Below are 18,398 nucleotides of genomic sequence, written 5' to 3'. Positions count from 1 at the left end.
GCGTTGGAAGACATCAAGGTCAATGTGAAACTGAAGCTTGCAGCACTGTGGGCGAGTTTTATGTTTCTCTACATCTATGTAGATTATTTCCACTTATATATGCCGGGCTCCATAGAGGATATTCTGGCAGGAAAAGTATTTACATTTGACATTTCATATGTCTTTCTACTTATAGCAATGACTTTTGTAATAATTCCAGCTCTTATGATTTTCCTTTCTGTTGCCCTGCCGGCTAAGGTAAATCGTTGGACAAACATAATCTTGGCTACGGTATATATTCCTTATATGTTGTTTAATTTGGCAGGAGAAGCTTGGGTGCACATGTATTTTGCTGCAGCTGTAGAAGTCGTTCTTCTTTTACTAATCATCTCGTACGCATGGAAGTGGCCTAAACAGGAAGCATGAACTGATTCCATGTTCTTAGAACCCCTCAAAGGAAAAGCAGTTATAACATTGAAGCATGGTAGCAAAACCTAACAACGGGTTGTAGCCGACGTTGCTCCGCTACGCGGCTGAACCCGTGCGTAGACGCTTACCTAACAACTACAAAATGCGGCCTTTAAAGCCGTGTTGTCTCTAATCTTGGATTTTCCCTGTTAGCCTCGTTAAACTTCAAAAAACCTCCTGAATTACACCCTGATTTATCAGGACTTTACGATAGCTATTGATTAAAGCCCCGCAATTAAATATCCGCAATGTGCGTTAACAGACGGAGGATAAATCTATAACACCGTATTCTAAAACTCACGAGGCAAATAATTAACAAACTGATTTAAATGTTAATTTTTTGTTTTCTTATGTGACGATTGCTTATCGCCATTAACTAACTGCAAAGGAATACAAATGAACTGGGATCAAATTGAAGGTAATTGGAAACAATTAAAAGGTAATGTTAAACAACAATGGGGCAAGCTTACTGATGATCAGTTAGATGTGATTGCAGGCAAACGAGACCAACTGGCTGGCAAAATTCAAGAAGTGTATGGCACTGCTAAGGATGATGTTGAGAAAGAGCTTGCCCACTGGCAAGCAATGCAAAAAGATGCCAGCTGCTGTGGTGATGAAAAGAAAAATCATTAAATCATGGACAACTCCAGTATTTTTGCACTGGCCTTATCTTACGCTTTGGTTTTTGTCATAGCAGATAACTCCAAAACGATGTACGACGGTGAATATCAGCTACGTGAGAAAAATATTGAAGTTGAATTTAAGGCGGCAAAAGTCAGGTGTAATTCGCTATCCAGTGATGAAAATGATAGTTGTATTGCTGCAGCAGAATCTATTAAAAATACATCAATAGCCAAGCTGGAGGCTAATGCACAGATGAGCAAGATGTCGCCGGAAACTGACATTAAGCTAAATAATAGCTCACCAAATTTACAGTCAATGCCTGTGATTGAAGAGCCTTCGCCTGCTTTTAAAAAGCCGCGTTTAATTTAAAGATGTAAAACATTTCAATGCAATATTGATGTGTTTTTGAATGCCAGGCAAGAGTTGAAATAATCGCTATTTTCTGGATTCACCAGGCTGTTGTTGTGACATGAACACATTCAGACAAAGTAAATAAGCACGGCTCGCACTAAGTTTTCTAACTATTAGGAGTTGAAAATGCAACAAACTACACAAGGTAAGTCACTAGGTAATTCAGCAGGAAACCTGGATATGCTCTCAGACATTAAAACTTTACGTGCACGCGCTCGTCAAGATATAGAGCAGGGTGCTGTTACCACGGGTTATGCGGCTGACCGTAATAAGGTAGTTACATTGCTAAACGAGGCGCTTGCCACAGAGTTGGTTTGTGTTTTGCGTTATAAACGACATTATTTTATGGCAAAAGGCATTCATTCTGAATCAGTCAAAGCTGAGTTTCTTCAACATGCGAATGAAGAAATGGCGCATGCAGATCAGTTAGCTAAGCGCATCACAGAATTAGGCGGAGAGCCTGACTTTTCTCCGGATGGCTTAAGTGAACGAAGCCACGCTGAGTACGTGGCAGGAGATACACTTAATGCAATGATTAAAGAAGATTTAATTGCCGAGCGAATCGCGATTGAAAGTTATCGTGAAATGATTGCATATCTAGGAGATGCAGACCCTACTACACAGAAAATGCTAAAAGAGATTCTGGCGATGGAAGAAGAGCACGCCGATGATCTTGCGTCGATATTGACTCATCATACAGAACCAAAATAGCTGACTTTTTAAATCTAGTCATTTAAATCAAACCACTTAATTCAAACCATGTTTTTAACTGAAGGATAAGACGATGAAAATGAAATTAGAATTCATGTTACCCAGCATGGAAACTGCTTACCAGGCGAGAAAAGAAGTGCTCGCTGCCTCTGTTGACGATAAGTATATTCATTTTTTGGCAAAGCCAGGCACTGACTTGGGAAGTTTAAAGCTTGCGACTGCTTTTGAAGGCACTAACCTGATGCATGAAGGCGAAAGAGGAGTTCTTTATGGCGCTGGATTCGGTTTGCTGGCAGGTTTATATGTATTGAAATTTCCACCCTGGCTTACAGTTTCACCAGCCTGGTACGCAAGTTCGCCTTGGTACGTTATTTTGGCCATCACAATTTTTGTTGGCGCTATTTCTGTTGCAATAGGCGCTGCTTTACTGGGTGTAAATATATTTAACACAGACCTAAATGTGCATAAGTACAGAATAAACAATGGTGAGATATTAATGATAGTTACTGTACCATTTTATAGAGCAAAGAAAATCCGCAAAGTGATGAACAGATTTTGTCAGCTAAGATAACGTATTTAAAAATAATAACAATCCTCAAAGAATGCAAATGATCAAACTCAAATTTTTTATTGCAGTTTCAATTATCGTTGGCATTTTGCCCGCTTACGGATGGACAGCAGAGCCATGGTTGATTGCCAGCCAAAGTGAAGTTATAAACTTCGGGCAGAAAATCACATTTGATATCGTCAAGCCGCAGGACGTGAGTGACTGGCCAGAAGTGCTCAAGGTAAAGTTATCAGGTAATGGCAGTAGCGAAGAAATCGAATTAAGTCTTGCAAAATCCTCAGCAACCAGCGCACTTCGCCGCACTTATGTTGGGGTTGCTAGCAAAAAATATGTGGGCATAGTGCGTGCAGAGCTTGTTGCTTTAAGTTCGAATCGACTAGTGATGTTGGCCCCGAGTGAAGATGCCGGATCCATGCAAGTGACCGAAGTGGCACCTTCGACAAGTTCGGTAGAAAGTACTGACAATCCATCCAATAATCGCACAGCAGTAATTATTGCTAACCCTGGTGACGAGCCTGCACTTTCGGCCTATGAACCGATGTATTTTGTAGTGGGTAAAAATTCTGAAAGTGGCATTGACTCAAGATTTCAACTTAGTTTTAAGTATCGCCCATTTGACCCTGAAGGCTCAGTTGCAGGCTTCCTGCCTCCTCTTAGCAACCTTTATTTTGGATACACACAAACTACCTTATGGGACATCGGTGGAAACTCAAGCCCTTTTAAAGATACCAGCTATCGGCCTAGCCTGTTTTATCGGTGGGTCGGCAGTGGCAGAAACTTTATGCCGGACGAGTGGCGTGTAGGCGCGGAGCACGAATCCAACGGGCAGAGTGGAGAGGCTTCCCGCTCGCTTAATACGGCATTTATTCGTCCTACCTGGAACTTTGATATGGCTGACGGTAGACGATTGTCTTTTTTTCCGAAATTCCAGCAATACCTGAATAAAAATGAAAATGCAGATATTCAGAGTTATCGTGGATATGTTGACTGGCAGTTACGTTATGGGCGTGAGGATGGGCTTATACTCGCTGGCCTTTACCGCTTGGGTACGGGCGGCTACAGCGCAGGGCAATTAGATATTTCTTACCCGATGAGCGATCGGATTTTTGCCCGTACCGGAGCATTTTTGCATCTTCAGTTGCTTTCAGGATACGGCGAAACGTTATTAGACTTTAACAAAAATAATGGTACACAAGTTCGTCTAGGACTTTCGATTGCGCGTTAGAAAAATGCTGATTGAGCTGGTTTTTTAAGTCCCAAGCTAGCGTGCAGTAGCGTGAAGTGAAGGTAGTAGTCGATCAAACTCTGTTTTAACGACTTGGTAACACTCGCAAACTTTATTTTCTAGCCCAGGCCGGTCTATCACTGTAATTCTGCCACGGGTGTAATCTATCAAACCCGCACGCTGCAATTTACCAGCCGCTTCGGTGACGCCTTCTCGGCGGACACCTAACATATTGGCAATTAACTCTTGGGCCATGTGCAATTCGTTACTAGATAAGCGATCAATGCTGAGTAACAGCCAGCGGCATAGTTGCTGCTCAACGGTATGGTGTCGATTGCATACTGCAGTCTGTGCCATTTGTGTAATCAGCGCTTGAGTGTAGCGCAACAAAAGCCTTTGCAAAGGCCCAGTCTGGTTGAATTCATTTTTTAGAATCTGTGCTTTTATGCGATAACCATGGCCGGCACTTTGCACCACCGCGTGACTTGGCGTGCTATCACCACCCATGAAAATAGAAATGCCAAGGATGCCTTCATTGCCAACCACTGCAATTTCAGCCGATGCACCGTTTTCCATCACGTAAAGTAAAGACACAATGCATGTTGTAGGAAAGTAAACATATTTTAATTTTTCACCAGGCTCATACAGCACTTTACCAAGCGGCAGCTCGACTAATTCAAGATTAGGATTTAATCGCTCAAAATCTATATCAAGTAGTGCGTCTAAAAGGTGATTCTGGTGTGGGTCATTCAACTTTGACATAGGTTGGCTCAAATCTATAAAAATTGATGGCTCAAGAACGCAGCGTAACAGAAAAATATCAAGGCTATTTTGAGCATTATCACTTATACGTGCGAAATCAAAAATATTTTAATTTTATTAAGCTAAATATTTTTATACTAAGCGCTCCAACGTACAGACCGTACATCAATAAAAGAAGATGATTATCTCAGTAACAAAGAAGCAGTTTTAAGTTTTGTTATTCAAAGATGGATTTTAGTCGGAATAGATATATGTTGGCAAAACGCTGTAACCATTTAAGTTATATCGTGGTCATTGGTAAAGTATTACATATTTTTATTAAAGGGCTATCAATAGATTTTTTACAAATAGTTTTAATTTAAAAGTTCACGAAAGAGGTAATGATATGAACAAATTACATAAAATTGCAGTGAGTACTATTTTAATGGCTGTTTTGGTTGGTACCAGTGGGTGTAGCGGTATGTCGACTCGCCAAAAAAGTACCGCAATTGGCGCTGGTGTTGGTGCAGCAGCAGGAGCTGTGGTAACGGGCGGCGGCGTAATGGGCACAGTAGGCGGTGCAGCAATCGGCGGTGTCATTGGTAACCAAATTGGTAAAGATAAGAAATAGCCCAGCAGCATATTTAAATGCCGCACAGGTTGAAAAGTCTGTGCGGTTTTTTTATGTTCGGGAAATAAAGCAGGGCTTGTAAGCTTGCTTTACCATTGAATCAGCCGCCGAATCAATCATCACTAAAAGTGCCATTATGTGCGACAGCGTACAGAATAATGAGCTAGTCACATATAAGCTAACCTTGTACTAAATAAGTTGTATTAATTCTACTTGGTAGTGGTGTAAATACCCCCAAGTCGTTTTTATCTATTTTAACTTTTAAAGGATATATGATGAACAGTTCAATATTAATGTCAGTGTTGCTTGCTACTTTGTTTCTGACAGCATGTGATAAAACTCCCGTTGTGGTGAATGTTCCCGCAGATACTGTTGTAGTGCCAGGACCTGCAGGCCCGGCTGGCAAAACTGGCGAACAAGGTATCCAGGGCGATGTTGGTGTTAAAGGTAATACAGGCGATGCTGGCGTTCAAGGTAACGATGGCAATAAGGGTGAAACTGGAAGTTCTGGTGACACTACTGTGATTATTACACCACCTGCAGAATCAGCTAACTAGTTCTAATAATTTGCTATTTTAAGGAGAGCACCATGAGTTTAGGAACAATCTTATTGCTTATTTTGATTTTAATGTTGATTGGCGCCATCCCGAGCTGGCCACACAGCAAAAATTGGGGATATGGGCCTAGTGGCGGGCTTGGTTTAGTGGTCATTATTCTTATTGTGCTGGTATTATTAGGCAGAATATAACGAGACGGATTGAATGACTGGATTTAGAAGTGATTTTAAAACAAACCAACAGCGTTTATTTACACTGTTGGTTTGTTTTGCATTTTTGGTGTTAGCCGCTTGCAGCTTTGCCAGTAAAGCACCGGCAACGGCTGGTGTGGGAGTAAATCCTCATTTGCCCGCACCTAATCAATCCATTATTCCAACGGTCAATATTGCACCTGCTAAAGGTTGGCTAGCTGGCGCAAGTCCATTAGCGGCTGCAGGTTTAACTGTTACAGCATTTGCCCGTGATTTAGACCATCCGCGCTGGATTTACGTGTTGCCTAACGGTGATGTGCTTGTTGCAGAGACAAACTCACCAGCTAAACCTGATGCTGCAAAAAGTATCAAAGGCTGGATTACGGGTTTAGTGATGAAAAGAGCGGGTGCTGGCGTAGCCAGCGCTAACCGCATTACGCTTTTGCGCGATTCCAATGGTGACGGTGTGGCCGATGTGCGTTCGGTATTGTTAGCAGGTTTGAATTCACCTTTTGGCATGGCGCTGGTGGGCAATAGCCTTTATGTGGCTAATTCTGATGCTGTGCTTAAGTTTCCCTATAGCAGTGGCGATTTGAATATTGCTTCTTCTGGCATCAAACTTGTGGATCTTCCAGCAGGGTCAATCAATTATCATTGGACTAAAAATCTTATTGCAAATGCTGATGGAACGAAGCTGTATGTCACGGTTGGCTCTAACAGTAATGTGGCAGAAAATGGCATGGAAGCTGAAGAAAATCGAGCGGCCATCTGGGAGCTGGATATTAAAACCGGCGCACACCGGACTTTTGCATCTGGCTTGCGTAACCCAAATGGTCTGGCGTGGGAACCTGAAACTAATCAACTTTGGACTGTGGTCAATGAACGTGACGGTCTAGGTAATGATTTAGTGCCCGACTATTTAACTTCGGTTAAGGATGGCGGTTTTTACGGCTGGCCGTATAGTTATTATGGGCAGTATGTTGATAAGCGCGTGCAACCGCAGCAACCAGAGCTGGTAGCTAAAGCGATTGTGCCTGATTACGCGTTAGGCTCACATACTGCATCGCTTGGGCTGGCTGCTTCACTTGGAACCAGTTTTCCGGAAACTTTTACTAACGGTATGTTTATTGGTCAGCATGGCTCTTGGAACCGCAAGCCGTTCAGCGGCTACAAGGTAATTTTTGTGCCATTTAAAAATGGTAAACCTACTGGTATGCCACTGGATGTATTAACAGGTTTTCTTAGTGATGAAGGTGATGCTTTTGGCAGACCTGTAGGCGTGGCGCTAGACAAACAAGGTGCTTTGCTGGTGGCTGATGATGTGGGCAATGTAATATGGCGTGTGTCAAAAGCTATCAATAAAACGCCGTAAATTAAAATAGGAAAAAATTTGAAACACCGCTTTATCCTACTCATGATGTTAATCATGTCATCTACTGCATTGGCAGAAGAACCAGTCAAGTTAGGCATGTGGTCGCGCGTGCAGGATTCGCTATCCCAAACGTGGGAATCACAAAACTACGAATTGTATATTCCAGTTTATACATGGCATAACCGCAAATATTATTCTGATGAAAAAATTAATGAGTTTAATGAAAATCCATGGGGTTTGGGTATTGGTAAGTATCGTTTTGATGAAGGAGGTAATTGGCACGCGCTTTATGTAATGGCGTTTCAGGATTCTCATAAAGAGGCTGAACCGATTGCAGGATACGGATTTCAAAAAGTATGGCGGCCAGCTGAGGATGTCCGTTTAGGCATAGGCTATACGGTTGGTATAACGTTGCGTCAGGATATGCACTACTTACCTATTCCTGTAATTGCGCCATTGTTTTCAGTGGCTTATAAGAAGTTGGCAGTGCAGTCGACCTATATTCCTGGCGGCGAAGGCCATGGTAATATTTTATTTACCTGGTTGCGCTTGCAGATGAATTAGTTAGTTTATTCTTGTTTTTTCACCCCACTTTGTCAGCCTATGAGTAAACCTGCCCGGAATTTAGTTACGCGGCCCAGTCAGCGCCATGCGCTGCGTGCAATTGCATTATTTGAAACAGCCAAAGGGTTAGCTGCAGTCATCGCAAGTTTGGGATTGCTAAGCTTGGCGAATCAGCATGTGAGAGATTTTACTTATAGGCTGATTAGCTATTTTCATCTTGATTCTGATGCGCATTATTTTAAGTCCATGTTCGACTATTCCGATTTCATGGGTAATGAAAACCTACACACGGTAGTTCTGTTGGCTTGGGTTTATGCGACTATTCGTTTTGTTGAAGGCTATGGATTGTGGAAACATCTCGTTTGGGCAGAGTGGTTGGCTGCGATTTCAGGGGCAATCTATTTTCCTGTCGAGATTAGCCATTTGATACAGCATGTTAGTGTAATGAATATTGCTGTGCTGGTGAGTAATGTTGCGATAGTGGCCTATATGGTATACCGATTGTGGCGGAGACGCAGCGAAGCATTAAGATGTAGCGAAGCATTAAGAAACCAGCAATGCTAGACATTTGGTTGAGACAGTTAGCCGACGAAACCCAGCATTAAGACTTTCTCAAGCGCAATGCATTGGTAATGACAGAAACCGAGCTCAGGCTCATGGCGAGTGCTGCAATCATTGGTGAAAGCAGCCATCCTGTGAATGGATAAAGCACGCCTGCAGCCAGCGGTACGCCGAGAGAATTGTAAACAAAAGCGAAGCCGAGATTTTGCTTCATGTTGGTAATCGTCTGTTCCGAGATGGCTCTGGCTTGCGCAATGCCGCGTAAATCACCCTTAACTAGCGTTACTTGGGCGCTATACATTGCTACGTCAGTGCCAGTGCCCATCGCAATGCCTATATTGGCTTTTGCTAATGCTGGCGCATCGTTGATGCCATCACCAGCCATTGCCACCATGTGGCCCTCACGTTGCAATTTATCAACCAATGTCAGTTTGTCGGCAGGCTTAACTTCACCATATACCTCATCAATACCTAATTTGGCGGCGACCGCTTTCGCTGTTGTTAGGCCGTCACCTGTTGCCATGATGACCCGTATGCCAGATGACCTAAGTGTAGATAACGCTTCTGCGGTGCTGGCTTTAATCGGGTCGGTCACTATCAGTAAACCAGCCAAATGGCCATCGACTGCTAGCAACATGACACTAGCACCTTCAGTTCGCATTGCTTCTGCCTTAGCCTTAAGCGGTTCGATATCTACACTTAGCTGGGACATCAGTGCAGTATTGCCCAGCGCCAATCGTTTGCCAGCCAAATTGCCGCTAACACCAATGCCGGTGATGGATTCAAAGCCATCAACCTTGGCTAGTTCCATTCCGCGTTCGCGGGCGGCTTGCACAATAGCATCCGCCAATGGGTGTTCACTACCCTGATCAAGACTCGCTGCCAGGTAAAGTACCTCATCCTTGGTATAGTCTGAGTGAGCCACAATACTATCAAGTCGTGGTTTACCTTCTGTCAATGTGCCGGTTTTATCTACAATCAATGTATCTACTTTGCGAAAGTTCTCTATTGCCGCCGCGTCGCGAAATAGTATGCCCTGAGTCGCCGCTTTGCCAGTAGCCACCATAATCGACATGGGCGTGGCAAGGCCAAGCGCACAAGGACAGGCGATGATGAGTACCGCCACGGCGTTGATTAGGCCGTAGACCCAGCCCGACTCGCTATTTATTTGCGGTCCAAACAATCCCCATCCCACAAAAGTCAGCAGGGCGATACTGACTACGGTTACAACGAAATAACCTGCTACTTGGTCAGCCATGCGCTGCATCGGCGCCCTGGAGCGCTGTGCTTGCACCACCATTTGTACGATACTCGCCAGTACGGTCTGTGAACCTACCTGTTCAGCGCGCATCACAAGTGCGCCGTTAGTATTAAGTGTTGCGCCAATTAACTGGTCGCCAATGCGCTTAGCCACAGGCATGGGCTCGCCTGTCAGCATAGATTCGTCCACCGCACTGCCACCTTCGACTACAACACCGTCGACCGGCACTTTTTCACCGGGCCGCACGCGTAAAGTGTCACCGACATGAACGTGAGCCAGAGGAATGTCTTCTTCAGTACCATCGGTATTGATACGTCTTGCAGTCTTTGGCGCAAGACCTAGTAAGGATTTGATTGCAGCCGAAGTTTGCGAACGCGCTTTGAGTTCAAGAATCTGCCCGAGCAAGGTCAGTGAAATAATCACCGCCGCCGCCTCAAAGTAGACCGACACACGCCCCATGGCTATGAATGATGCGGGGAAAACACCAGGCGTTATCGTAGCGATAGCACTATAAATAAAAGCCGCAGAGGTACCTAGTCCAATCAGTGTCCACATATTCGGGCTGCGGTTGATGATTGAATGCACTCCACGCTGGAAAAATGGCCAGCCAGCCCATAATACAATCGGCAATGAAAGAATAAGTTCTATCCAGCTTTGCGTAGCCATCTCGAACCATTGCAGACGATGACCTGCCATTGCAAGAAAGGTGACGATGACGGTGAGTGGCAGCGTCCAGATAAATCTACGCTTGAAATCGACTAACTCAGGGTTCTCATCCGCTTCTAGCGTTGGCATCTCAGGTTCCAGCGCCATGCCACATTTTGGGCAGCTACCTTGATGATTCTGTCGAACTTCAGGGTGCATGGGGCAGGTGTATATCGTGTCAGTGCTGTTTGCAGGTTGGGCAGTAGTTTTTGTATGGGCAAAAGAACCGGGAGCGGCAATCGGATATTTAGCCGGATTGGCGGCGAACTTGGCTTTACAGCCAGCACAGCAGAAATAAATTGATTTTCCTTCGTGTTGAAACTTATGCGGTGAATCGACAGTTACATTCATGCCACAGACAGGGTCTTTTAATACATCAACTGCCGTATTGATTGCAGCTAACGGAGTATTCGTTGAGCAGCATGAATGTCCATGTGAAGCAGTTTTATTAACTTGTGTTAAATGACCAGGTTTAGATTCGTTCATTGCATACTCCGCTTTTGCTACCCAATACTAAAAGTCTAACTCCAAATTTGGGGAGTTAACAAGTATCGCTTTTTGAAAAGTATTTAAGTGTCATTAAGTTTTTTTTAAATCTCTTGTCGATATTGCACATCAGATAATAGCCGGCCCATTTCCTTTTTAACTACGGCGTAACACTCACAAACATGGTTTTCTAATCCAGCCCGATCAAGCACAGAAATATGCCCGCGACGGTAATTGATATAACCCGAGCGCTGCAGATTACCAGCCGCTTCTGTAATGCCTTCACGGCGCACGCCGAGCATGCCCGCAACTAATTCTTGCGTAATAATCAAATCACTCGTTGGCATACGGTCCAGCGTTAGCAATAGCCAGCGGCAAAGTTGCTGCTCTACCGAGTGATGCCGATTACATGCCGCGGTTTGCGACATCTGCGTAATCAGTGCCTGTGTATAACGCAATAGCAAGCGTTGCAGAAATCCGCCGCGATCAAATTCGCGTTTTAAAATACGGCGTTCCAGTCGATACGCTTGACCAGCAGTTTGCACTACAGCTGAGCTTGAGGTGGTGTCCCCACCCATGAATAGTGAAATACCGACCATGCCTTCATTGCCTACCCCAGCAGATTCTGCCGATGAGCCGGACTCCATTACGTAATGCAGTGACACAATTGAAGTGGTAGGGAAATAGGCATGCTGTAATTGCATGTTAGGTTCATAGATCATTTCACCAAGCGGCATTGAAACCAGCTCCAGAAACGGCGCTAAAAGTTCGAATTCAACTGTTGGCAGTGCAGCGAGAAGGTGATTTTGACTGGGGTTAGATTGACCAGGGTTAGATTGACCAGGGTTAGACTGGCTAGGGTTAGCATGAATGGCGGAAGTTTTATGAGTGTTATGGATGGTAGACATGATTAGTGATTACCATCTTGTGAGCTGTATTTTCCAGTCAGTTCTACCCCAATTCCGCGGTAGCCAATAAATCGGCAGTGCCCGTCGAACATCGGCTCGCCGCTTACCTGAAAACTTCTTTGCGAGCCATCGCTGTTGGTGCGGTGGAATACAAAGTCCAGAAATGGTTGCCGTGCTGCAATGGTGGCTTGCAGCATTTTTCGTTCCACCTCATTCCAGCCTTTTGGTTGAATATCGCTGATATTGGATTCTTCTGGCAAAGTTTCTATCTGAATGCCGAGCATCTCTCGTACAGGCCCTGAAACTTTAGTGAACTTCATATTCTCATCCTGCTCCCAATACCAATCAGAAGCAAGTTCAGTCAGGCTGCGATAACGCGCTTCGCTGTCTCGCAATTCGGCGGTGCGTTCCAGTACGGTAAGTTCCAGCACTTTGTTGTAATTATCGAGTTTTTTGTACAAAAGCCGCACTTCCAGCATGTTGTGAATACGCGTTTTCACTTCAACCAAGTCAAACGGTTTGCTGATAAAGTCTTTTGCGCCAGCTTGAAGGGCCCGCAGTTTATGGTTTGGCTGCGCTGTCAGCACCAGAACTGGAAGATAAGCATCATCACTATTTATTTTGAGCGCTTCCATTACCTGAAAACCATCCATGTCGGGCATTTGCAGGTCTAGCAGAATCAGGTCGTAATGATGTTTACGATGCAAGTCACACACTTCCTTAGGGTTCATTGTTGATCTGACATTTTTGTAACCCGACTCGCTCAGCAGTTGCTCCAGCAGGCTTACGTTGGATTCCTGATCATCCACAATCAGGATGCTGGCATTAAGGATTTCTGATTCTGTAATCATGATACTTATTCCTTTTGAGTGGTGAAAGCCGCTTCTGCTTCAGCAAATTTTAGTGCTAAATCTAAGGTAGCCATGAATTCGGTGACTTTGATTGGCTTGGTGAGATAACGGAAGAATCCCGCCTCCAGACCTTTTTCAATATCACGTGGCATAGCATTGGCGCTCAGTGCAACCACTGGTATGTGAGCTGTTTTCGGGTCTTCAAGTAACATTTTAAGCGCATCTAAGCCGCTTAAGCCTGGCAAATTGATGTCCATTAAAATGACATCTGGCTGGCTGGTGCGCGCTAGTGTCACACCTTGTTTAGCGTTCACGGCGCTTAATAAACGAATATCGGGACGCCTTGCTATAATCTCCTCAACCAGCATTAGATTCGCAGGATTGTCTTCAACATAGAGCAGGGTGCGCAAATGCGCATCGTCATGCACTTTCTCATGGTTTACAACATTATTTTTACTTTCAGTGGCGGTTACTTTTGATTGACTTGTATCGGATAAGTCTAATTCTATCCAGAATATGCTGCCTGTGCCGACGATGCTTTCTACACCTATTTTCCCTTTCATTAAATCAATCAGCCGCTTGCAAACCACTAAGCCTATGCCTGTGCCTTCTTCTTTCTCATTCTGACCAAGTCGATTGAAAGGCTGGAAAAGCTGCGTAAGTTGTTCTGGCGTCAGACCCGCGCCAGTGTCTTGCACACTGATACGCAGCGAATCACCAGGAGTTAATTTGCAATCAACCGTGACTGATCCGTTTTCTTTATTGTATTTGATGGCGTTGGACAGCAAGTTGATGAGCACTTGTTTAATCCGTGTTCGGTCGCCATTCACACAATAGGCAATTTCGGGTTTAGTAAAGGTCACATTGATACCGCGTTTTTGCGCCTGCGGCTCTATCATAGCTTCGCACTCGAATAACAGGTCTTTCAGAAAAACGGGTTCTAGTGACAGTGACAGCTTGCCTGACTCAATCAGCGCAAGGTCCAGCACTTCGTTGATTAACTCCAGCAAGTACCAGCCTGCTTTAAGAATCTGATCAATACTTTTCTTTTGCGTTGGGGTAGGTTGGGGCGTTCCGGATTCTATCAGTTGGGCAAAACCCAGTATCGCGCCAAGCGGTGTGCGCAACTCATGGCTCATGCTGGATAGAAAGTCTGATTTCGCCAGGTTGGCTTTATCAGCTATTTGCCGTGCACGTTCTAGTTCGGTATTTTTAACCTGTAACGCCTGGTCAAGTAAGGTTCGTTCTGCTTCAATTTGCTTGCGTACGGTATTGTCGGTGCCTATCAGTAGGTACCCGATGATTGTGTTTTGGTCGTCACGTAGCGCTGTTACTGATACCGCAGCAGGCAGGTGGCTGCCATCTTTACGAATATAAGTCAGTTCGTAAATATCTTCGATTCCACGTGAGGCTTTGAAAACAAGTGCATCAAAGCCTGGTTTAATCGGCGTGTTGAGTTCAATACTTAATGCCTCGGCACGCGCAATTATTTCTTCAGGGTCAGAAATTTCCGCTGGCGTGATTTTATTCATCACATCGGCGGCTGAGTAACCTAACATCCGCTCTGCGCCGACGTTGAAAATTTGAATAACCCCTTTGGCATCGGTGGCGATACTGGAGAAATTTGCACTGTTAAAAATGGCATTCTGCAAGGCTCCAGCTTTGATTAAGGCTTCTTCTGCCTGCCTGCGCGTCGTGATGTCACGCAGGATGCAAGTAAAGTAACGCTCATCCCCCAGCCACATTTCACTGACGGCAATTTCCAAAGGGAAGGAGCTGTTGCCCTTACGCCAGCCGATGACTTCGCGTCCTAGGCCAATCGCACGCGCCTCATCGCTAGCACTGTAATGTTGAAGCGAGCCGTTACGTTTTTCCTGATCAAGTTCTGGTATCAGCTCGCTAAAGTTTCGTCCGGTAAGTTCTGCAGGGGTATATCCAAACATTCGCAAGGCGGTCGGATTGGCCGTTTCAATAATACCGTCACGTGCATGCAGCGTAATAATGCCGTCTGCCACCGTATTAAGAATTGTCTGGATTTGTACTGAGGTATTGCGCAAGGCCTGCTGAATTGCATATTCTTCAGAAACATTACGGAATACCAGTACAGCGCCAACCACCTGTCCGTCGCGGTTGCGGATTGGGGCACAGCTATCGGCGATATCGCACTCGCTTCCATCGCGTGCAATCAGCACAGTGTGGTTAGCCAGCCCTTGTATAGTGCCATGCGCCAAGGTTTCCATGACTGGGATAGCAACTGATAAACGCGTTTCTTTGTTGATAATGGGGAAAATCTCACTTATTGGGCGGCCAGCGGCTTCCGCCTGTGTCCAACCTGTAAGTTGTTCTGCAAGTGGATTCAATAGTGTGACAATCGCTTTGGCATCCGTGGTAATCACTGCATCGCCGATGGAGTTGAGCGTTACGGCTAGTTTTTCCTCGCTGTCTTGTAAGGTGATATTAAGCTGTTGCAGTTTTTTATTGGTATCTTCCTGAACCTGTAGCAATTGTTGCGTTTCGACATGCAGCAACTTTTCGAGCTTTTGTTGAGACTGTCGATAGATGATATAGATAAATGCCAAAGCGAATAGTGACCACAGTAAACTAGCAAAAATAATGAGGTTAAACATACGGTGCATATTCGATTCGAGGGCGACATCGTTTTTTGCCAGTGTGCTCTGCTGAATCTGCGTAAATGCAAGCATCTCAGCACGAATCGAATCCATCAATCGCTTGCCATGCCCTTTGCGCATTTCTGTAGTTAATGCCGCAATCTTATTTTCACGGCGCAATTCAATCAGAAGCGCCAATGCCTGCATTTTTGCATCAATCAACACGGCTATTGCATCCAGGTGAATGTTAGCGGTGTTATTTGAGTTGATTTTGCGTAATTCATTTAAATCAGCGCTAACGCTATTGCGTGCTACTAAATAGGGTTGCAGAAAGGCCTCGTCACCCGTCAGCAAATAACCGCGCTGATCAGTCTCGGCATCTTTTAACGAGGATAGTAAAGCGTTGGCTTTATCTAATACAAAAGAGTTTTGCTTTCGCACATCAGTAGCCTGTTGAATCTGGTCGAAAGACCAGATTGAAACTGCCACCGCTATTGCAACTATTAGGGCAACCAGTGCAATAAAATAAGAAAATTTATGCGTAGTTTTCAAGAAAAAGTCACCTTTTTTGCCAAGTAAACCGCATTGATAGCAGATACTTGGACGACTGCTGGAAGGGGTGGAATTATTGTGGCTAGGGACATAATTTGTGTTTTTTTGAGCATGACCAACCTTATGTTTGAAAGTATTAAAGCAGATTTGACGTTAATCTAGTTTGTAGGGTACACAACTAAAGCCACGAAACCCCTCAGCACTGTTATACACGCATAACATAGATTAAAATGGATTCATTTATATAGTTGCCAATGAGTGCTAAGTAACTTCACAGATTGATATGTAGCCAACATTACGCACACTGCCTGATAATCTAGTCGCGGTCAGTGCGGTAACACACATAAGTCAATGAACTGTGGCTATGTTAGTTAGCGTACAGACGCTTGTCGCATAACAGCAGAAAGTCCAGCATGGAATTTCATGGATTTTTAATCTAAGTATTTCAAACGAAGTGCGCAAAGAAATTTTTTTACAAGCAAGGCGTTTAAGCATACGGTGATGCACTGATTGTCAAAAAGTAAGGTAGGGTGCATTATGTTTAATACGAATCTAAAGGAAAGTGATGATATGTACTATATAGTTGAAACCATTAAATCATTCAGCCAAGCGTCTGCAGACCTTGAATCAGCCGTTATCCGCAATGGCTTTGGCGTGCTGCATATTCACGATTTGGGCACTACGCTCCGCACAAAAGGAATTGCTTTTGATGAAGAGTGCAAGGTTTTTGAAGTTTGTAATCCAGCGCAAGCGGCGAAAGTCTTATCTATTGATATGCGCTTAAATATGGCATTACCATGTCGAATTTCTGTGTATACAGAAAAAGGCAAAACTAAAATAGGGTTGATTAAACCAGAGCAGATGCTTTCAGCGCTGTCGCAAGATGCAGCGTTAGTTGAAGTTGCCAAAGAGGTTGAAATTAAAACTATCAAAATGGTAGATGAAGCAAAATAAGCATTCGCTGCCAACTAATCTTCAGGCGATTCTTATAGATGACGTTTTATGTAAGCTATAACGCACGGATTTTTAGACTTTAAGGGGGGTAAGAAAATGAATATGCGCAGTACAACAGAACGATATGGATCTTTATCTATCGGGCTGCACTGGTTAATGCTCTTGCTGCTTATTGCGGTATATGCATGTATTGAGTTGCGTGAAATTTACCCAAAAGGCAGTGACCCTCGCGAGGCATTAAAAGCCTGGCATTTCATGCTAGGGCTTTCTGTTTTTGTTTTAGTTTGGGTGCGCATATTCGCACGCATTTCTGCAGCTAGCCCGCAAATTATCCCAGCACCAGCAGCTTGGCAGAGCCTATCAGCAAAATTGATGCATCTTGCTCTTTATGTACTGATGATAGCGATGCCAATACTTGGCTGGCTTTTACTTAGTGCAGCGGGAAAGCCCATTCCATTTTTCGGGCTTGAATTACCGGCGCTAGTCAGTAAAAACAAAAATCTCGCTGATTTAATCAAACAAATACATGAAACGGGCGGCACGGTGGGTTATTTTCTAGTCGGCTTTCATGCTGTAGCCGCTTTGTTTCATCATTATGTTGTGCGAGACAACACGCTGCTGCGCATGCTTCCTAAGCGTAAGTAAACGTTCGCGAAGCTGATAAGAAATCATAGGTGTCTTGGGAATTGAGTGTCTTAGAAATGATTTGCCTTGGATAAGATGCAAGTGATTTTTAAAATAGCCGAAGAAATAACAGAGCTATCGCTGATTGTTGCCAGCATGTATTTGATTTTAGGCTTCTATGCGCAGCGCTATCAGCCACAATGGAAAGAATCGCTCGATAAACGTCGGCTGATGACTGTATTGCTGCTAGTCCTTGCGGTTTCTGCAATCAAAGTAAGTGAAGATGTACTTGGCGGTGAATCTGGCTCAATTGATACCGCCATTCTGGTATTTATTCACAGTTACGTTCCTGGTTCGGTCACGTGGTTTTTCAATGCAGTCACTTATACTGGGTCATCAAAGGTTTTGTTTCCACTTGCAACCATTGCAACAATCGTATTCCTAAGCACAAAATATCGCTTTGAAGCCATGCTCGTCGCAGCTTCTTCTATTAGCGGGGCGATTGTCATTTATTTTATGAAAATGTTAGTAAGCCGTTCACGTCCTGCTTTATGGGACACGGCATGGTATTGGGGTTCTAGTTTTCCCAGCGGGCATACACTGGCCGTTGCGGCATTCGCTACCTCATTGGTGCTTTGCATAAGGCGAATCAGGCCTGCCTTTCAGAACCTAGCGCTTTTAATAGCGGTAGTGTGGATATGTGTAGTCGCCATGTCGCGTCTAGTGCTTGGTGTGCATTGGCCAACCGATGTATTAACGGCAGCCTGTATTGGCGCATTTATTCCTTTGGCAATAAATGCCGTACTTGTTTTTCATGATGCTAAGCGTATAGCGGCTTAAAAACA

Annotated in this window: 20 protein-coding genes; 15 read left to right on the top strand and 5 right to left on the bottom strand. The window is 44.4% G+C overall.

The window, feature by feature from the left end:
- The 6 genes from Q8J82_RS07730 to Q8J82_RS07705 all read left to right on the top strand — a co-directional run.
- On the top strand, nucleotides 1-405 hold a 405-nt coding region (locus tag Q8J82_RS07730; protein ID WP_305328064.1), incomplete at its 5' end, for a DUF6326 family protein.
- A gap of 438 nt (nucleotides 406-843) precedes the next feature.
- The gene (locus Q8J82_RS07725) at nucleotides 844-1,080 is read left to right on the top strand and encodes a CsbD family protein (protein WP_304890176.1); all 237 of its coding nucleotides are present in this window, start codon (nucleotides 844-846) and stop codon (nucleotides 1,078-1,080) included.
- Between the two features lie 3 nt (nucleotides 1,081-1,083).
- Nucleotides 1,084-1,440, top strand: a complete 357-nt coding sequence (locus tag Q8J82_RS07720) for a hypothetical protein (protein WP_305328063.1) — start codon at nucleotides 1,084-1,086, stop codon at nucleotides 1,438-1,440.
- Nucleotides 1,441-1,608: 168 nt separating this feature from the next.
- A complete protein-coding gene (locus Q8J82_RS07715; RefSeq protein ID WP_305328062.1) occupies nucleotides 1,609-2,193 on the top strand; it encodes a bacterioferritin in 585 nt (194 codons plus the stop codon).
- A gap of 73 nt (nucleotides 2,194-2,266) precedes the next feature.
- Entirely contained in the window at nucleotides 2,267-2,764 is a 498-nt protein-coding gene (locus Q8J82_RS07710; RefSeq protein WP_304890827.1) for a hypothetical protein, read from the top strand.
- 37 nt (nucleotides 2,765-2,801) lie between these two features.
- Entirely contained in the window at nucleotides 2,802-3,986 is a 1,185-nt protein-coding gene (locus tag Q8J82_RS07705; RefSeq protein ID WP_304908917.1) for a phospholipase A, read from the top strand.
- Between the two features lie 36 nt (nucleotides 3,987-4,022).
- Here the strand turns inward: Q8J82_RS07705 and Q8J82_RS07700 are convergent, their stop codons facing one another.
- Nucleotides 4,023-4,748: a Crp/Fnr family transcriptional regulator gene (locus tag Q8J82_RS07700; RefSeq protein WP_305328061.1), complete on the bottom strand. Its 726-nt coding sequence runs from the start codon at nucleotides 4,746-4,748 to the stop codon at nucleotides 4,023-4,025.
- Between the two features lie 385 nt (nucleotides 4,749-5,133).
- Between Q8J82_RS07700 and Q8J82_RS07695 the strand changes: the two genes are divergently transcribed.
- The 6 genes from Q8J82_RS07695 to Q8J82_RS07670 all read left to right on the top strand — a co-directional run bounded on the left by Q8J82_RS07695 (nucleotide 5,134) and on the right by Q8J82_RS07670 (nucleotide 8,606).
- Entirely contained in the window at nucleotides 5,134-5,358 is a 225-nt protein-coding gene (locus Q8J82_RS07695) for a glycine zipper 2TM domain-containing protein (RefSeq protein ID WP_305327006.1), read from the top strand.
- 275 nt (nucleotides 5,359-5,633) lie between these two features.
- The gene (locus tag Q8J82_RS07690; protein WP_305328060.1) at nucleotides 5,634-5,915 is read left to right on the top strand and encodes a hypothetical protein; all 282 of its coding nucleotides are present in this window, start codon (nucleotides 5,634-5,636) and stop codon (nucleotides 5,913-5,915) included.
- A 32-nt stretch (nucleotides 5,916-5,947) separates the two neighbouring features.
- Nucleotides 5,948-6,106: a DUF3309 family protein gene (locus Q8J82_RS07685; protein ID WP_305252717.1), complete on the top strand. Its 159-nt coding sequence runs from the start codon at nucleotides 5,948-5,950 to the stop codon at nucleotides 6,104-6,106.
- Nucleotides 6,107-6,119: 13 nt separating this feature from the next.
- Nucleotides 6,120-7,478 (top strand): sorbosone dehydrogenase family protein, encoded by a 1,359-nt coding sequence (locus Q8J82_RS07680; protein WP_305328059.1) that lies wholly within the window; start codon nucleotides 6,120-6,122, stop codon nucleotides 7,476-7,478.
- Nucleotides 7,479-7,520: 42 nt separating this feature from the next.
- Nucleotides 7,521-8,042: a lipid IV(A) palmitoyltransferase PagP gene (gene pagP / locus Q8J82_RS07675; protein WP_305328066.1), complete on the top strand. Its 522-nt coding sequence runs from the start codon at nucleotides 7,521-7,523 to the stop codon at nucleotides 8,040-8,042.
- A gap of 39 nt (nucleotides 8,043-8,081) precedes the next feature.
- Nucleotides 8,082-8,606, top strand: a complete 525-nt coding sequence (locus Q8J82_RS07670; protein ID WP_304909213.1) for a DUF2127 domain-containing protein — start codon at nucleotides 8,082-8,084, stop codon at nucleotides 8,604-8,606.
- A 37-nt stretch (nucleotides 8,607-8,643) separates the two neighbouring features.
- On the opposite strand, the gene Q8J82_RS07665 is transcribed toward Q8J82_RS07670, so the two are convergent.
- The 4 genes from Q8J82_RS07665 to Q8J82_RS07650 all read right to left on the bottom strand — a co-directional run bounded on the left by Q8J82_RS07665 (nucleotide 8,644) and on the right by Q8J82_RS07650 (nucleotide 15,975).
- A complete protein-coding gene (locus tag Q8J82_RS07665) occupies nucleotides 8,644-11,055 on the bottom strand; it encodes a heavy metal translocating P-type ATPase (protein ID WP_305328058.1) in 2,412 nt (803 codons plus the stop codon).
- A 104-nt stretch (nucleotides 11,056-11,159) separates the two neighbouring features.
- Entirely contained in the window at nucleotides 11,160-11,963 is an 804-nt protein-coding gene (locus Q8J82_RS07660) for a Crp/Fnr family transcriptional regulator (RefSeq protein WP_305328057.1), read from the bottom strand.
- A gap of 2 nt (nucleotides 11,964-11,965) precedes the next feature.
- Nucleotides 11,966-12,814, bottom strand: coding sequence for a response regulator (locus Q8J82_RS07655; protein ID WP_305328056.1), 849 nt, complete (start codon nucleotides 12,812-12,814; stop codon nucleotides 11,966-11,968).
- Between the two features lie 5 nt (nucleotides 12,815-12,819).
- A complete protein-coding gene (locus Q8J82_RS07650) occupies nucleotides 12,820-15,975 on the bottom strand; it encodes a PAS domain S-box protein (protein ID WP_305328055.1) in 3,156 nt (1,051 codons plus the stop codon).
- A gap of 537 nt (nucleotides 15,976-16,512) precedes the next feature.
- Between Q8J82_RS07650 and Q8J82_RS07645 the strand changes: the two genes are divergently transcribed.
- The 3 genes from Q8J82_RS07645 (at nucleotide 16,513) to Q8J82_RS07635 (ending at nucleotide 18,393) form a co-directional block, all read left to right on the top strand.
- Nucleotides 16,513-16,929, top strand: a complete 417-nt coding sequence (locus tag Q8J82_RS07645) for a DUF302 domain-containing protein (RefSeq protein WP_304909210.1) — start codon at nucleotides 16,513-16,515, stop codon at nucleotides 16,927-16,929.
- Between the two features lie 96 nt (nucleotides 16,930-17,025).
- On the top strand, nucleotides 17,026-17,574 hold the full coding sequence (locus Q8J82_RS07640) for a cytochrome b (RefSeq protein ID WP_304909209.1): 549 nt from the start codon (nucleotides 17,026-17,028) through the stop codon (nucleotides 17,572-17,574).
- Nucleotides 17,575-17,649: 75 nt separating this feature from the next.
- The gene (locus tag Q8J82_RS07635) at nucleotides 17,650-18,393 is read left to right on the top strand and encodes a phosphatase PAP2 family protein (protein WP_304909215.1); all 744 of its coding nucleotides are present in this window, start codon (nucleotides 17,650-17,652) and stop codon (nucleotides 18,391-18,393) included.
- The last annotated feature ends 5 nt before the right edge of the window (nucleotides 18,394-18,398 follow it).

Origin of the sequence: Methylotenera sp. (genome assembly GCF_030684185.1) — a bacterium.
In the GTDB taxonomy this organism is placed as follows: domain Bacteria; phylum Pseudomonadota; class Gammaproteobacteria; order Burkholderiales; family Methylophilaceae; genus Methylotenera.
Note: the sequence above shows the minus strand (reverse complement) of the source record. Positions and strands in the feature narration are given on the sequence as shown.

Coding starts and splice junctions, on each gene's coding strand:
- Q8J82_RS07725 (WP_304890176.1), top strand. CDS start 844: ATGAACTGGGATCAAATTGAAGGTAATTGGAAACAATTAAAAGGTAAT.
- Q8J82_RS07720 (WP_305328063.1), top strand. CDS start 1,084: ATGGACAACTCCAGTATTTTTGCACTGGCCTTATCTTACGCTTTGGTT.
- Q8J82_RS07715 (WP_305328062.1), top strand. CDS start 1,609: ATGCAACAAACTACACAAGGTAAGTCACTAGGTAATTCAGCAGGAAAC.
- Q8J82_RS07710 (WP_304890827.1), top strand. CDS start 2,267: ATGAAAATGAAATTAGAATTCATGTTACCCAGCATGGAAACTGCTTAC.
- Q8J82_RS07705 (WP_304908917.1), top strand. CDS start 2,802: ATGATCAAACTCAAATTTTTTATTGCAGTTTCAATTATCGTTGGCATT.
- Q8J82_RS07700 (WP_305328061.1), bottom strand. CDS start 4,748: ATGTCAAAGTTGAATGACCCACACCAGAATCACCTTTTAGACGCACTA.
- Q8J82_RS07695 (WP_305327006.1), top strand. CDS start 5,134: ATGAACAAATTACATAAAATTGCAGTGAGTACTATTTTAATGGCTGTT.
- Q8J82_RS07690 (WP_305328060.1), top strand. CDS start 5,634: ATGAACAGTTCAATATTAATGTCAGTGTTGCTTGCTACTTTGTTTCTG.
- Q8J82_RS07685 (WP_305252717.1), top strand. CDS start 5,948: ATGAGTTTAGGAACAATCTTATTGCTTATTTTGATTTTAATGTTGATT.
- Q8J82_RS07680 (WP_305328059.1), top strand. CDS start 6,120: ATGACTGGATTTAGAAGTGATTTTAAAACAAACCAACAGCGTTTATTT.
- pagP (WP_305328066.1), top strand. CDS start 7,521: ATGATGTTAATCATGTCATCTACTGCATTGGCAGAAGAACCAGTCAAG.
- Q8J82_RS07670 (WP_304909213.1), top strand. CDS start 8,082: ATGAGTAAACCTGCCCGGAATTTAGTTACGCGGCCCAGTCAGCGCCAT.
- Q8J82_RS07665 (WP_305328058.1), bottom strand. CDS start 11,055: ATGAACGAATCTAAACCTGGTCATTTAACACAAGTTAATAAAACTGCT.
- Q8J82_RS07660 (WP_305328057.1), bottom strand. CDS start 11,963: ATGTCTACCATCCATAACACTCATAAAACTTCCGCCATTCATGCTAAC.
- Q8J82_RS07655 (WP_305328056.1), bottom strand. CDS start 12,814: ATGATTACAGAATCAGAAATCCTTAATGCCAGCATCCTGATTGTGGAT.
- Q8J82_RS07645 (WP_304909210.1), top strand. CDS start 16,513: ATGTTTAATACGAATCTAAAGGAAAGTGATGATATGTACTATATAGTT.
- Q8J82_RS07640 (WP_304909209.1), top strand. CDS start 17,026: ATGAATATGCGCAGTACAACAGAACGATATGGATCTTTATCTATCGGG.
- Q8J82_RS07635 (WP_304909215.1), top strand. CDS start 17,650: ATGCAAGTGATTTTTAAAATAGCCGAAGAAATAACAGAGCTATCGCTG.